Annotated in this window: 16 protein-coding genes; 12 read left to right on the top strand and 4 right to left on the bottom strand. The window is 47.7% G+C overall.

Features of this window, described 5'->3' with window-relative positions; all coding sequences use genetic code 11:
- Positions 1–2 precede the first annotated feature (2 nt).
- The 10 genes from QUE61_RS09310 (at position 3) to QUE61_RS09265 (ending at position 9,206) form a co-directional block, all read left to right on the top strand.
- Positions 3–641 carry a DUF484 family protein gene (locus QUE61_RS09310; protein ID WP_286306944.1) on the top strand — a complete coding sequence of 213 codons (639 nt, stop codon included), beginning with the start codon at positions 3–5 and terminating at the stop codon, positions 639–641.
- A gap of 21 nt (positions 642–662) precedes the next feature.
- The gene (locus QUE61_RS09305) at positions 663–1,619 is read left to right on the top strand and encodes a tyrosine recombinase XerC (protein ID WP_286306943.1); all 957 of its coding nucleotides are present in this window, start codon (positions 663–665) and stop codon (positions 1,617–1,619) included.
- Complete coding sequence (locus QUE61_RS09300; protein WP_286306942.1) at positions 1,616–2,824, top strand: class I SAM-dependent rRNA methyltransferase; 1,209 nt, start codon at positions 1,616–1,618, stop codon at positions 2,822–2,824. Before QUE61_RS09305 ends, QUE61_RS09300 begins: the two co-directional genes overlap by 4 nt.
- A gap of 47 nt (positions 2,825–2,871) precedes the next feature.
- A complete protein-coding gene (locus tag QUE61_RS09295; protein ID WP_286306941.1) occupies positions 2,872–3,924 on the top strand; it encodes a CobW family GTP-binding protein in 1,053 nt (350 codons plus the stop codon).
- 184 nt (positions 3,925–4,108) lie between these two features.
- Complete coding sequence (gene dksA / locus QUE61_RS09290; protein WP_286306940.1) at positions 4,109–4,594, top strand: RNA polymerase-binding protein DksA; 486 nt, start codon at positions 4,109–4,111, stop codon at positions 4,592–4,594.
- A 14-nt stretch (positions 4,595–4,608) separates the two neighbouring features.
- Positions 4,609–5,514: an acetylglutamate kinase gene (gene argB / locus QUE61_RS09285; RefSeq protein ID WP_286306939.1), complete on the top strand. Its 906-nt coding sequence runs from the start codon at positions 4,609–4,611 to the stop codon at positions 5,512–5,514.
- Positions 5,515–5,523: 9 nt separating this feature from the next.
- The gene (slmA, locus tag QUE61_RS09280) at positions 5,524–6,177 is read left to right on the top strand and encodes a nucleoid occlusion factor SlmA (protein ID WP_286306938.1); all 654 of its coding nucleotides are present in this window, start codon (positions 5,524–5,526) and stop codon (positions 6,175–6,177) included.
- Positions 6,174–7,316 carry a homoserine O-succinyltransferase MetX gene (metX, locus tag QUE61_RS09275; protein WP_286306937.1) on the top strand — a complete coding sequence of 381 codons (1,143 nt, stop codon included), beginning with the start codon at positions 6,174–6,176 and terminating at the stop codon, positions 7,314–7,316. The genes slmA and metX overlap by 4 nt, the downstream gene beginning before the upstream one ends.
- Positions 7,307–7,894, top strand: a complete 588-nt coding sequence (metW, locus tag QUE61_RS09270; protein WP_286306936.1) for a methionine biosynthesis protein MetW — start codon at positions 7,307–7,309, stop codon at positions 7,892–7,894. Before metX ends, metW begins: the two co-directional genes overlap by 10 nt.
- Positions 7,881–9,206 (top strand): AmpG family muropeptide MFS transporter, encoded by a 1,326-nt coding sequence (locus QUE61_RS09265; RefSeq protein ID WP_286306935.1) that lies wholly within the window; start codon positions 7,881–7,883, stop codon positions 9,204–9,206. Before metW ends, QUE61_RS09265 begins: the two co-directional genes overlap by 14 nt.
- Here QUE61_RS09265 and QUE61_RS09260 read toward each other — a convergent pair.
- Positions 9,178–9,960 carry an exodeoxyribonuclease III gene (locus QUE61_RS09260; protein ID WP_286306934.1) on the bottom strand — a complete coding sequence of 261 codons (783 nt, stop codon included), beginning with the start codon at positions 9,958–9,960 and terminating at the stop codon, positions 9,178–9,180. The two genes, QUE61_RS09265 and QUE61_RS09260, sit on opposite strands and share 29 nt — an antisense overlap.
- A gap of 8 nt (positions 9,961–9,968) precedes the next feature.
- Here QUE61_RS09260 and pyrE point away from each other — a divergent pair, with 8 nt between their 5' ends.
- Entirely contained in the window at positions 9,969–10,640 is a 672-nt protein-coding gene (pyrE, locus tag QUE61_RS09255; protein WP_286306933.1) for an orotate phosphoribosyltransferase, read from the top strand.
- On the opposite strand, the gene dapF is transcribed toward pyrE, so the two are convergent.
- From dapF to QUE61_RS09240, 3 genes are read right to left on the bottom strand one after another with little or no spacing between them, the layout of a single operon-like run.
- Positions 10,637–11,524, bottom strand: coding sequence for a diaminopimelate epimerase (gene dapF, locus QUE61_RS09250; RefSeq protein ID WP_286306932.1), 888 nt, complete (start codon positions 11,522–11,524; stop codon positions 10,637–10,639). The two genes, pyrE and dapF, sit on opposite strands and share 4 nt — an antisense overlap.
- Positions 11,525–11,547: 23 nt before the next feature.
- Positions 11,548–12,447: an LpxL/LpxP family acyltransferase gene (locus QUE61_RS09245; RefSeq protein WP_286306931.1), complete on the bottom strand. Its 900-nt coding sequence runs from the start codon at positions 12,445–12,447 to the stop codon at positions 11,548–11,550.
- 8 nt (positions 12,448–12,455) lie between these two features.
- Entirely contained in the window at positions 12,456–13,316 is an 861-nt protein-coding gene (locus tag QUE61_RS09240) for a lysophospholipid acyltransferase family protein (protein ID WP_286306930.1), read from the bottom strand.
- A 175-nt stretch (positions 13,317–13,491) separates the two neighbouring features.
- Here QUE61_RS09240 and metK point away from each other — a divergent pair, with 175 nt between their 5' ends.
- Complete coding sequence (gene metK / locus QUE61_RS09235) at positions 13,492–14,658, top strand: methionine adenosyltransferase (RefSeq protein ID WP_286306929.1); 1,167 nt, start codon at positions 13,492–13,494, stop codon at positions 14,656–14,658.
- Positions 14,659–14,671: the final 13 nt, after the last annotated feature.

Below are 14,671 nucleotides of genomic sequence, written 5' to 3'. Positions count from 1 at the left end.
AAATGAGTGCTCCAGAGCTGAGTCAGGATGAACAAGAAGCCTTAGTGGCCCAATGGCTAAAAGCTTGCCCAGGATTTTTTGAGCGCCATGCTGAGGTCTTGCAAGAAGTTCGTCTAAAAGATCCCAACAGCGATCGAGCCATTTCGCTGCAAGAGCGGCAAATGCATTTGCTACGCTCACAAAACCAAGAGCTCAATGCACGCTTAAACGAAATGCTGCGTTTTGGCAGTCGCAATGACAAGACCCAAGTGGGAATGGTTGCTTGGTTACAAAAGCTCATTGAAGCGCAAGATACTCAGCAAGTAAATAGCGCGATCGAAAGTGGTCTTTCCTCTGTCTTTGAGGTCGAGGTTTGTAAAGTATTGCCAATTGATTCTGCGTTTGAGGCATTGTTAGAGCGCCCCATTTGCCAGCCCTTCGCAAAATGTCCGGATGTATTTAAAGAAAAGCTAGCTCATTTGCAGGCCAAGGATGATTGGCAGAGCGTAGCAATACTAGCAATGCCATTGGAGCAAAATCGCTTTGCCGGCTTAGCTCTTCTCAGTAAAGATGGCGAACGTTTTACAGAGGATATGGGCGTGTTTTATTTAAGACAAATTGCTGGTTTGGCTGCAGCAGCGTTGCGGCGGGTTGCCGGTTAAGCTCAAGGTAAGTAAACGATTGTGGACACTCTCTCGGCAAAGATCGAGGCTTACCTAAATAACTTGCATGTTGTGCGGCAATTATCAGTTCATACGATTAAAGCGTATCGCGCTGATTTAAAAATTCTCTGTGAGAGCGCGCAAGTCGAGCAGTGTGCGATTGATCAAATTAATCATGCACTCATTCGTCGTTGGACTGCAACGCTTCATGCGAAGGGATTGTCTGCGCGATCGATTGCTCGGGTTTTATCAGCGTGGCGCGGTTTTTATGACTGGCTCTTATTGGAAAGTAAAGGTCAGTCTGGCCTAGGCTCAAATCCCGTGGCTGATATCAAAGCGCCTAAGCGCAGTAAATTACTGCCAAAGGCATTATCGGTAGAGCAAGCGCTAGCCCTCATTGAGTTCGCCGCCAAAGAGGCGACTGAAAACGATAATTGGGAACTGAGTCGTGATTATGCTTTGATTGAACTTTTGTATTCATCAGGCTTGCGCCTCTCAGAGCTCCTAGGCCTAGATAGTGATCCTAGTCGAGATTCTTTAGGTTGGATTGATTGGCGCGCAAGTGAAGTTTCGGTTCTTGGTAAGGGCAATAAGCGCAGGACCATTCCAGTTGGCAAGCCCGCCATGGCAGCGTTACAGCGTTGGAAATCGCAACGCGCTTTATTAACGTTGCAGGATGAGCGAGCTTTATTTGTGTCTATTCAGGGTAAGCGGCTTGCGCCACGAACCGTTCAGGCCCGTTTGCGATCAATGGCTATTCGTGCCGGTTTGCCTACTCATGTGCACCCACATATGATGCGCCATAGCTTTGCCAGCCATGTACTGCAATCCTCACATGACTTGCGAGCTGTACAAGAAATGCTGGGTCACGCGAGTATTGCCAGTACGCAAATTTATACTGCGCTGGATTTTCAGCATCTAGCAAAAGCCTATGACAATGCTCACCCCCGCGCCAAAGTGAAGAGTAATAAAGCGTGAACTACAACATCATCCTTGAGGCGGGAAAAGAGCGGCCCATTGTGCGCAGGCACCCTTGGGTCTATGCCACTGCAATCAAGCGGGTTGATGGAAAGCCTAAAGCAGGTGCAACGGTTCAGATCCTGAGTCAAGATGGCCGCTGGATTGCCAAAGGAGCCTATAGTCCTTTATCTAAAATCCGCGTTCGCGTTTGGTCATGGAATGAAAGCGAAGCTATCGATCACGCCTTCTTTAAGCGCAAAATTAGTACCGCAATACAGCACCGGCAGCAATGGGTAAAAGATAGCAATGCGATTCGGTTAATTGCTGGGGAGGCCGATGGATTGCCCGGTCTGATTGTTGACCAATATGATCGCGTGATTGTTTGCCAGTTTCTGAGTGCAGGTGTGGAATATTGGCGAGACGCCATCATCAGTGCCTTACAAGAGCAAACCCAGTGCTCTTTGATGGTCGAGCGATCGGATGCCGCAGTGCGAGCACGAGAGGGATTAGCTGAGCAGAGTGGTATTTTGTCTGGCGAGCATGATGGCGAGCTCGTTTTGGTCAATGAGCATGGGATTCAGTATGGAATCGATGTGCTAGAAGGTCATAAGACCGGTTTTTATATTGATCAGCGCGATAACCGCAAGCTGGTGTCTGAGCTCGCAAGCAATCGCCGGGTGCTCAATATGTTTTGCTACACCGGCGGCTTCTCTTTGGCTGCTTTGCAAGGAGGGGCAAACAGCGTCATGTCAGTTGATTCATCGGGGGATGCCCTAGCGTTGGCACAGTGTCAAATGGCAATGAATGGCTATTCTCCGGAATTGGCCACTTGGCATGATGCCGATGCCTTTTCTACCCTTCGAGAATTGCGGGGCGCCCAGGAAAAATTTGATTTAATCGTCTTGGACCCCCCAAAGTTTGCCCCATCGGCTCAGCATCTTGAGCGTGCCCTAAAAGCTTATAAAGAGATTAATCGCGCTGCCTTGCAATTACTCAATCCGGGCGGCTTGCTATTTACATTTTCCTGCTCGGGCGCTGTTAGCCCCCAGCATTTTGAGCAAATGATCACCTCATCCGTGAATGAGGCTATGGCACATATGCAAGATCATGGAACAAGCTACCGGGTCATGCGGCGTTTGGCGGCGGGATTGGATCACCCGGTTCTGGCTAGTTTTCCGGAAGGGGAGTACCTCAAGGGATTGCTGCTCCAACGTACCCAATAATCGGTAAGATACTTCTTTATCCATTCTTTTTAAGAAATGACATCACGATGGCATTAATACCAGTAACGATTCTCACAGGATTTTTGGGCAGCGGTAAGACCACTTTGTTAAAACACATTTTGACCGGTGAGCATGGCAAAAAAATTGCGGTGATTGAAAACGAGTTTGGTGAAGAAAATATCGATAACGATATTTTGGTTCAAGATACGCAAGAGCAAATTGTGCAAATGAACAATGGCTGCGTATGCTGTTCGATTCGAGGCGATTTGGTTGAAGCATTAAATCAGCTATGGGAGCAGCGTAAGAGTAAAAAAATTCAGTTTGACCAGGTGGTCATTGAAACGACTGGTGTGGCAAACCCCGGTCCGGTTGCGCAAACGTTTTTTATTGATGATGACATTGCGAATCATTACGTGTTAGACGCCGTGGTTACCCTTGTCGATGCTAAGCACGGCCAGAAACAGCTCAACGAGCACGAGGAAGTTCAGCGTCAGGTTGGCTTTGCCGATCGCATCTTTATTACCAAAACAGACCTTGCAAGCCCAGAAGAAATTGCGGCTCTAAAAAATCGGTTGATGCATATGAACCCAAGAGCACCCATCCAAACGATTACAAAGGGCGTAGTGCCGCTCGATTCTGTCTTGGATTTGCGGGGATTTAATTTAAACGCGAAGCTTGATATTGACCCCCATTTTTTGGAAGAGGATGATCACGACCACAGCGAGTGCGGTCATGATCACCACCACGATCATGAGCATCACCATGACCATGGCCACAATCATCACCATCACCATGGGCATACCGATCGGATTCAATCATTTGTTTTTAAGAGCGACAAACCTTTTGATCACCGCAAGTTAGAGGACTTCTTAGGAGGGGTCTTGTCCGTGTTTGGCGAGAAGATGTTGCGCTACAAGGGCGTCTTGTATGTGAAGGGTTCAGCCCGCAAAGTGGTTCTTCAGGGCGTTCATGAAATGATGGGTAGTGATTTGGCTGGCCCATGGGGGGCAGAGGCCAAACAAACTCGGATGGTATTCATTGGAATTGATCTGCCAAAAGATACTTTGTTGGCCGGATTGGAAGGCTGCTTGGCTAACTAATTGAATTGATTGAATTACTGTACAATGCGCCGCCACGGTTGTATTTAAATAGCCATTGAAACTTTTATAGAAAGCGTAATAATGCACCCTTGAAAGTGCAATTAAGTAACTTTTAGTAGTAACCCTGATTGGCGATTTTGCTCTAGGGTTTAAGGTGTTGATTATTTGGAACGAAGGAAAAACGATGACGACAAAAGAAGCGAGTACCAAAGCGAAGTCTGCTGAGTCCAGCAAGAAAGCTTCTGGATCGTCCGCTAAGGGCGCCCCCCTAACTGAGGCTGATTTACTAAAGATGTCTGAAAAGGACTATATGAATGCCGCTCAGTTGGAGTTCTTTCGCACCAAATTGCAGGCGCTCAAAGAAGATATCTTAAAGCACGCGAGCGAAACAACCGAGCACTTACGTGAAAACATACTGGTCCCCGATCCCGCGGATCGGGCGACGATTGAAGAGGAGCACGCCCTAGAGCTCCGAACTCGAGATCGCGAACGAAAGCTCCTAAAGAAGGTTGAACAAGCCTTGGCTAGGATTGAGTCAGGTGATTATGGGTGGTGCGAAGAAACCGGTGAGGCGATTGGTTTATCACGCCTGATCGCTCGTCCAACCGCTAATCTCTCACTCGAGGCTCAAGAGCGTCGTGAGCTACGCCAAAAGTTATTTGGTGAATAGGATTTCTATTCATCATGACTAAAGCAGTACCAACACTCGCTGACATTCCGCCATTGTTGAAGGCCGAGATTCTGGCCGAGGCTTTGCCTTATATTCGGCAATACCATGGCAAAACCATTGTGATCAAATATGGTGGTAACGCCATGGTTCAAGAGCGCCTCAAAGAGAGTTTTGCGCGTGATGTGATTTTGCTAAAGCTAGTTGGCATGAACCCGGTCGTGGTTCATGGTGGCGGACCGCAAATTGATGAAGCCCTTAAGAAAATTGGCAAGACTGGCACCTTTATTCAGGGAATGCGGGTTACCGATGAAGAGACCATGGAAGTGGTTGAGTGGGTATTGGGTGGCGAGGTGCAGCAAGACATCGTGATGTTAATTAATCATTTTGGCGGCCAGGCCGTTGGCTTAACTGGTAAAGATGGCGGTTTGATTCATGCCAAGAAAATGATGGTTCCGAATGAACAAACTCCCTCTGGTGCGCCGATTGACTTAGGATTTGTCGGTGAAATTGAATCGATTAATCCAGCTGTGGTGAAAGCTTTACAAGACGATGCATTTATTCCCGTGATTTCACCAATTGGTTTTAGTGAAGAAGGCCAAGCCTATAACATCAATGCAGATTTGGTTGCGGGCAAAATGGCGGAAATCCTCAAAGCTGAGAAATTGGTGATGATGACCAATATACCGGGCGTTATGGATAAGGCGGGTAAGCTCTTGACTGATTTGAGTGCACGTGAGATTGATGCGCTTTTTGCAGACGGTACGATTTCTGGAGGTATGCTTCCTAAAATTTCATCTGCCTTGGATGCCGCCAAGAGTGGCGTGAACTCTGTTCATATTATTGATGGGCGAATTGAGCACTCCCTACTCTTAGAAATTTTGACGGAACAAGCTTTTGGTACCATGATACGTTCTAGATAAAAAATAATCATGAACAGCAGCGGTAGCCCTCTTCATCAAGAATCAGCTTCTGAGATTAGCGGGGGCGAGACCAAGACGCGTAAGCGCCCACGTCCAGGCGAGCGCCGCTTACAAATTCTGCAAATTTTGGCCGAGATGCTGCAAAACCCAAGTGGTGATCGCGTCACCACAGCCGCTTTGGCTGCCAAGATCGGCGTTTCAGAGGCTGCTCTCTATCGACATTTTGCTAGTAAGGCGCAAATGTTTGAGGGTCTAATCGCATTTATCGAGCAAACCATTTTTGGCCTCATTAATCAGATTAATCAAAAAGAGGAATTGGGCATTGCACAAGTGAAGGGGATGGTGCAAATGCTTTTGGTTTTTGCCGAGAAAAATCCCGGCATGGTGCGTGTTTTATTGGGCGACGCATTATTGCAGGAGGATGATCGCTTACAGGAGCGCATCAATCAAGTTTTGGATCGTGTTGAAACATCCCTAAAGCAATCGTTGCGGATTGCACAAAGTCAACATCAGGATGGGGCAGTTGCTGATACTGCTGGCTTACAGTCTGCGCTTCTGATGAGTTATGTGGTTGGTCGCTGGCATCGCTTTGCTCGAAGTGGTTTTAAGAAGTTGCCCAGCGAAGGAATTGAGCCAAGTCTACGAATTCTGCTGACTGCATGAGTGAGCTGCATCTTTCAAAGAAAACCTATCATTTTGATGCACCGCTAAGGTTGCAAAGTGGCGCTAGCATTGATCAATACGATTTAGTCGTTGAGACTTATGGACGACTGAATGCAAATACTAGCAATGCGGTTTTGATTTGCCATGCTCTAAATGCATCGCATCATGTTGCTGGTATAGACTCTGACAATGCCAATGAGTTGGGCTGGTGGGACAACATGGTTGGACCTGGAAAGCCAGTCGATACCAATCACTTTTTTGTGATTGGGGTGAATAATCTAGGTTCGTGTTTTGGCTCAACGGGCCCGATGAGCATCAATCCACAAACGAATGAACCTTATGGGGCTCGTTTTCCAGTGCTAACTGTTGAGGATTGGGTCAACGCACAAGCACGTCTAGCCGATCAAATGGGGATTGAGAAGTTTGCTGCAGTCATGGGAGGCAGTCTTGGCGGGATGCAGGCTATGTCATGGGCAATTCAATACCCAGAGCGCGTTGCCCATTGCGTGGTGATTGCCTCCACGCCAAAGCTTAGCGCACAAAATATCGCATTTAATGAAGTTGCGCGCAATGCAATTTTGTCAGACCCTGATTTTTATGGCGGTGACTATTACAAGCATGGCGTTGTTCCCAAGCGTGGTTTGCGCTTAGCCCGGATGGTGGGACATATTACCTATCTATCAGACGATGATATGGCTGAAAAGTTTGGCCGTGATTTGCAGCGTTTAGCTGGCGCGCCGGACGAGTATCGCTTCAGTTTTGATGTGGAGTTTGCCGTTGAGAGTTACTTGCGGCATCAAGGCGATAAGTTCTCGGGATATTTTGATGCCAATACGTATTTGTTAATTACGCGTGCGCTAGACTATTTTGATCCAGCAAAGCGTTATCAAGGGGATTTGAGTCAAGCCCTAGCGCATGCTCAAGCTAAATTTTTAGTCATCAGTTTTTCAACGGATTGGCGTTTTTCACCTGATCGTAGTCGTGAGATCGTGCAAGCCTTGCTCAATAACAAAGCCGACGTGAGCTATGCTGAAATTGATGCGCCGCATGGGCATGATGCATTCTTACTCAATGATGAACGCTACCATCGCTTGGTGCGAGCCTATTTTGCGACGATGGCGGAGGCGCAATGCAATTAAGATCCGATTTTGATGCGATCGCCAATTGGGTTGAAACGAACAGCTCTTTACTAGACTTGGGTTGTGGTGACGGCTCGTTCCTCGAGTTCATTCGTGCAAAGCGTCAAGCGATTACTTATGGCGTTGAAATTAAAGATAGTGCGGTATTGGCGTGTGTGGAAAAGGGCTTAAATGTAATCCAGCAGGATTTGGAAGGTGGTCTAGCGCTTTTCAAGGATCAAAGCTTTGATACTGTTGTGCTGTCTCAAACTCTACAGACGATCCATCAAACCGAGCGAATCTTGCGTGAGGTGGTGCGGGTTGGAAAGCAATGCGTTGTATCTTTCCCAAACTTTGGACACTGGTCGCACCGCTATGCAGTTGCGCTTGGCCGCATGCCTGTTTCGAAATCCTTGCCCTACGAGTGGTTCAATACCCCCAATGTACGAGTTCTGACGATTGCTGATTTTGAAGCCTTAGCCCACAAATTAGGAATTGAGATTTTGGGGCGGGTTGTTTTGCATCATGGCAAGACAGTCCACTGGCTACCTAATTTATTTGGTAGCATAGCAATCTACCGCGTGCGTGGAGCTAAATAGCATCCGCTCCTGGTTGAATGATTTACGGGTCTATCTTGAGTGGCCCAGCATTCGTATTTTCTTTCTAGGATTCTCGGCCGGCCTTCCTCTTCTCTTAGTATTGGGCACCTTAAGTTTTCGCCTAAGAGAGCTTGGCATTGATCGCAGCACCATTGGCTATTTATCGTGGGTTGGCCTGTTCTATGCTGGTAAGTGGCTCTGGGCTCCATTAGTGGATCGAGTACCAATTCCTGGGATCACAAAATACTTAGGGCGTCGGCGTAGTTGGTTGCTATTCGCTCAAGCGCTCATCATGATTGGTTTGGTGGGCATGGCCATGAACGATCCCAAGCAAGATTTACAGGTCATTATTTGGTTTGCATTATTAGTTGCCTTTGCTTCGGCCACCCAAGACATTGCACTTGATGCCTTTCGGATCGAGTCGGCCAAGGCAGAGTACCAAGCTGCTTTAGCGGCTAGTTATCAAACGGGTTATCGCTTGGCGATGATTTGGGCAGGAGCGGGCGCATTGTGGCTGGCAGCGCGCGCCGAAGAAAGCACTAGCCTCTACTTTGCCAACGCCTGGCAATTTGCGTATTTGATGATGGCATTGTCGATGGGGGTTGGTGTGATCACCACCTTACTGAGTCCTGAGCCCCAAATAGTTCAACTACCCAAAGCGCGCTCCGCAGGCGAGTGGTTGCACCAAACTCTGATTCAACCCTTTGCAGACTTTATTCGTCGATATCGTTGGCATGCTCTTTTAATTCTGGCGCTCATTGCTGTCTACCGCATTAGCGATGTTGTGATGGGTATTATGGCGAACCCGTTTTATGTGGACATGGGCTATACCAAGGATGAGGTGGCAGCTGTCACGAAAGTATTTGGGGTCATTATGACTTTAGTCGGCGCGTTTGTGGGCGGAATTCTGGCACTGCGTTTTGGAGTGATGCGCATTTTATTTCTAGGAGCCATTCTCTCGGCAGCCAGCAATCTTCTTTTTGCGTGGTTAAGCACGCGCGGCCATGATCTAACAGGTTTAATTTGGGTGATCTCCGCGGATAATCTGAGCTCCGGTATCGCGTCAGCCGCGTTTATCGCTTACCTTTCTTCATTAACCAATGTTCAATATTCAGCAACGCAATACGCATTATTTAGTTCGATGATGCTATTGCTGCCAAAATGGCTGGCCGGATTTTCTGGGGTGTATGTCGATCGATTTGGTTATGAAACCTTTTTTATTTCAACCGCATTGATTGGCATCCCAGTACTCATCTTGATTGGAATCGCGATTCGGATGCAGGTTAAAGGGTCCAATCATATTCAATCATAAGTGGCGCATGGTCTGAGAAGCGCTGTTTTTTATAAACACTCGCCTTCTTAGCGGATTTGCCAAACTCTGGTGTGGCGATTTGATAATCAATACGCCATCCAACATTATTGGTATACGCTTGGCCGCGTTGACTCCACCAGGTATAACAAGTATCACTCGCATGGGGCTCGAGATGTCGATAGACGTCCATATAGCCTTCTTCGGTAAACAGTCTGGTTAGCCAAGCGCGCTCTTCCGGTAAGAACCCTGAATTCTTTAAATTACCTTTCCAGTTTTTTAAATCAATCTCGTGATGTGCAATGTTGACATCCCCGCACAAGACAATCTGTCGCCCTTTGTTTCTAAGCTCGATGAGGTGGGGTAAAAACGCATCCAGAAACCGAAATTTTGCTTCTTGTCGTTCGGGAGAGCTGGAACCAGAGGGCATGTAGACTGAGACCACCGACAGGGAACCGATCGAAATTTCAACATAGCGCCCTTCAGCATCAAATTCAGGGTTACCAAATCCAATTTGCAAGTCATCGATGGGGTGGGGGGTGAAGATCCCGGCACCGCTATACCCTTTTTTCTCGGCGTAATGAAAATAGGCATTGAGTCCACCAGGAGTAAGGATGGTGCTGTCTAGGTCAGCCTCTTGGGCCTTGAGTTCTTGGACACAGATAAAATCAGCACGCTGATCGTGCATCCACTCCATAAAGCCTTTTTTGGCCGCTGAGCGAATGCCATTGAGATTGGCAGAAATGATGCGTAACATACAGACCTATGAGTGTAAATTCAGAACAAATTCAATCGGACTTTATTCAATTCGCGCTAGAGGCAAAGGTATTGTCCTTTGGCGAGTTTAAAACGAAGGCCGGGCGATTGTCCCCCTATTTTTTTAATGCCGGTCTCTTTAATGATGGCGCACACCTGGGAAGGCTTGGTGAGTTTTATGCCCAAGCGCTCCTCGGATCCAAAGTTGATTTTGATATGCTTTTTGGCCCCGCGTACAAAGGTATTACCTTGGCAGCGAGTGCGGCGATTGCACTAGCACGCTCTGGACGTAATACCCCGTTTGCCTATAACCGCAAAGAGGCCAAAGATCATGGCGAAGGCGGAACCTTAATTGGTGCTCCGGTTTGTGGTCGGGTTGTCATTATTGATGATGTGATTTCAGCGGGTACCTCAGTGCGCGAGTCGGTTGATTTAATTGAGCGAGCCGGTGCCAAGCCTTGCGCAGTATTAATCGCGCTCGATCGCATGGAAAGATCCGGAGACGCAGTTAATATTGGCCAATATTCTGCGGTACAAAGCGTCGGGCAAGAATTTGGTTTACCAGTGATTGCAATCGCTAATTTGGATAGCCTGATGCGTTATTTGCAGCAATCGCATGATCAGCAATTGCAAATGCACCTACCTGCAGTTCAAAATTACCGCACTCGGTACGGGATTTAAAGCGTATCTAAATCAATTTCGCCCCGATACACAGTCTGAGTGGGTCCACGCATCAAAACGGGGGCGTGGGGATTTTGAAAGCCATCCCACAAAATTTCGAGTTCCCCGCCACGGGTGCTTACCTTTACTGGGGAGTCCAGTAGTCCACGGCGGATGCCCGATACCACTGCAGCACAGGCTCCAGTACCGCACGATAGGGTCTCGCCTACGCCACGTTCATAGACTCGCAATCGAATTGTGTGGCGATCAAGAACTTGCATAAAGCCTGCATTGACTCGACTCGGAAAAGCAGGGTGCGACTCAATCAGCGGCCCATCCATTAATATCGGCGCACTATCAATATCTTCGACTACTTGAACGGCATGAGGGTTACCCATGGACAGAGCGGCAATCCAATCGGCATGTGCGCCGCTATTGCGACTAAGCGGAAGTGCATAAAGGATTTCATGCAATTCTTGTTTGCTCGTCAGGCCCGCGGGATTAAATGGAATGTCTTGAGGGGTAAAGATGGGACTGCCCATATCAACTTCCACATACCCATTAGCCAAGCGTTTGAGAGTTAGAAGACCATTGCGGACTTCAACTCGGATTTGATCTTTAGTGCTGAGACCTTCCTCATGAACAAAACGAACAAAGCATCTCGAACCATTACCGCATTGCTCGACTTCACCGCCATCCGCATTCAAGATGCGGTATTTAAAGTCGACATCTGGCAGGCTACTTTGTTCCACAAGCAAGATTTGATCGGCCCCGATACCAAGTTGACGATGGGCTAGCTTGCGCCAAATCGTAGAGGTAATCGATCGAATGTCTTGGCGAGTTGCATCAATCACAATAAAGTCATTGCCAGCGCCATGCATTTTAGTAAAGCGTAATCGGGTCATAACATGTATTTGATGAATATGGACTAATCATACAAGCTTGCTTCGCCTGGCGGGCGATATTTGAAGCGCTTATGAACCCAATAGTATTCAGCGGGCCGTTGACGAATTTCTTCTTCAAAGTACTGATTTAATCGCGCAGTGTCAGATACTGGATCATCGCTTGGAAAATTTGGTAACGCTTTATGGATTTTGCAAATGTATTTACTCTGGTCCGCATTCAGCGTTGTGATCATGAGGCATACTTCCGCATCACATGCTTTTGCTAGACGTGATATCGCAGTGATCGTATTGGTTGGAATGCCAAAGAAGGGAACAAAAACCGAGTCTTTAGGGCCAAGATCAATATCGGGTGCAATGACCACAAAATTGCCCTTGCGAATTTCTCGAATTAAGTCAAAAAGCCTATTCTGTCGATTAATAGACTTCGCACCGAAGCGATTACGCCACTCAATAATTTTTTGATTAAAAAATGGGTTCTTCATATTTTGATAAAAGCCAGCACCTCGCTGCCAACCATTTTTTTCCCCAAGGGCGGAGAGCGCCATGAATCCACATTCAAAACCGACAAAATGGGGGATCACTAAAATCCGAGGTTTGTTATCCCCCAAAGGAATTTCGGTCTCAATGTCGACCATCGAGAAAATTTGTTCTGCACTGCCAAGCCAAACCCGGCTTCGCTCAATCACTGCGCGCCCCAAGAGGCGCCAGTGTTCATTGGCTAAGGTTTGTATTTGGTGGCGGGTCAGATTTGGAAAACACAGTTCTAAATTACGAAGAACTACGTATTTGCGTTGGTGAGGCAGACGCCCGAATAGTGATCCGAGGGCATATCCGATTTGAACGATCCACTCATAGGGCAGGAAAGCAAAAAGCTTAAGAATGCTCAGGCCAATGTAATTGAGAAGGGTGTGTAGCCAGCTCATCGAGTAATTTAGCCTTGGGGCGGAAGCTCAGCGCCCTCTGGATGTTTATAGCGGTTGTATGACCAAATGAATTGCTCCGGGGCCTCAAGAATGACTGTTTCAATTGCCTCGTTCATTTGTGTGGCCGCCTGATGGGGATCCTCTGAAAATGCGTTTAGGCGTTGCGCTTTAATGATCCAGCCTTGGCCAAGCGATTTACGAATGGCTGAAAACAAGATGACGGGGGTTCGATTGCGATTCGCTAACCGAGCGGGCAGTGGGGTCGTATAAGCGTAGCGATTAAAAAACTTCACCCACACTCCATCGCCGCCACTCGGCACTTGATCTGGAAGAATACCAATCGCCTCACCCTCTTGAAGGGCTTTGACCATTTTTCGTACTCCTTGCAGATTGGTGGGTACAAAGTGCATATTGGGATAGGCGCGTTGCTCCTCAATTAAATCATTTAGCCACTCTTGACGAGCCGGACGATACAAAATGGTAGCTGGAAAATGAGTGGCCAATATGCGGGGGATGATTTCAAAGCCGCCCAGGTGGGGTGTGAGCATCACCAAGCCTCTACCCTCTTGAACCGCTTGATTGACTGAGCTCCAGTCTTGAACGTCAGCCAGTTGAAGGGCCCTTTGGGGGTTATGCCAGATCCAAAGGCTATCGATAAAAAGCATGCCAGAGGCTGCGGCCGCTCTTAGCGGATGGATTGTCCTGCCATGAAGCTGCATCGCATAGTGATAGTTTTCTTGAAATAAACCACGAAAATGAGGGGAAAAGGTATAGGCCAGAATCCCGCCCAAGCCACCCAGAATCTGGGCCAAACTCAAGGGGAGGCTGGCAACACCTTTTAGAATGAAATGCAGGGCCCAATGTGACATGTGCTAATGATATTCAATTCAAAATGGGGTTTGGCAGCCAGTTCTTAGATGCGATAAAATTTATACATTCGCCGAGTTAAAGACAACTTGCGGGGCGAATTAAAAAAATCTGCTAAAGCGTCGCCGTTGTATTCCCCGGCACGTGTTGTCAGTGCTTAATTAAATGGAGAATAGAATGGCCAATAATTATTTCTTTACCTCAGAATCGGTATCTGAAGGACATCCCGATAAAGTTGCAGACCAAATCTCAGACTCGATCTTAGATGCTATTTTGGCGCAAGATCCAAAGGCGCGGGTTGCCGCTGAGACACTTTGTAATACCGGCTTAGTGGTTCTGGCTGGTGAAATCACCACCAATGCCAATGTTGATTACATCCAAGTCGCACGGAATACTTTGCGCGAGATTGGCTATGACAACACTGAATATGGCATCGATTACAAAGGCTGCGCTGTTTTAGTGGCCTATGACAAACAAAGCCCAGATATTGCGCAAGGGGTTGATAAAGCGCATGATGACGGATTGGATCAAGGCGCAGGCGATCAGGGATTAATGTTTGGCTATGCCTGCGATGAGACTCCCGAGCTAATGCCTTTGCCTATTTATTTGTCGCATCGTTTAGTTGAGCGTCAATCTCAATTGCGTCGCGACGGGCGTCTAAATTGGCTACGCCCCGATGCAAAATCCCAAGTGACCTTGCGCTATGTCGATGGAAAGCCTGACTCGATTGATACGGTGGTGCTATCGACACAGCATGCTGCGGATATTCCTTTGGAGAAATTACGTGAAGCGGTGATTGAAGAAATTATCAAACCCGTTTTACCTAAGCATTTAATCAAGGGCGATATTAAATATTTAGTAAACCCAACCGGTCGTTTTGTGATTGGCGGCCCCCAAGGCGATTGCGGTCTTACCGGACGCAAAATTATTGTGGATACCTACGGTGGCGCCGCTCCTCACGGTGGCGGTGCATTCTCTGGGAAAGACCCATCGAAGGTTGATCGATCGGCGGCCTATGCTGGCCGGTATGTTGCCAAGAATGTGGTGGCTGCTGGTTTGGCCAGTAAATGCCTCATTCAGATCTCGTATGCGATTGGTGTGGCTCGTCCTACATCGGTGATGGTTAGCACCTTTGGTACTGGCAAGATTGCGGATGAGCAGATTGCAAAACTGGTATCTGAGCATTTTGATCTGCGTCCGAAGGGTATTGTGAAAATGCTTGATCTCTTGCGGCCTATTTATAAAAAGACCGCTGCATATGGCCATTTTGGCCGCGAGGAGCCGGAATTCACATGGGAGCGCAAGGACAAGGCGGCCACTTTGAAGACTGCGGCAGGCCTCTAGTCGAAAATTGATT

The organism is Polynucleobacter sp. HIN5 (genome assembly GCF_030297555.1).
Taxonomy (GTDB): domain Bacteria; phylum Pseudomonadota; class Gammaproteobacteria; order Burkholderiales; family Burkholderiaceae; genus Polynucleobacter.
The sequence above is the reverse complement of the archived record's forward strand: the minus strand, read 5'-3'. Positions and strand labels throughout refer to the sequence as shown.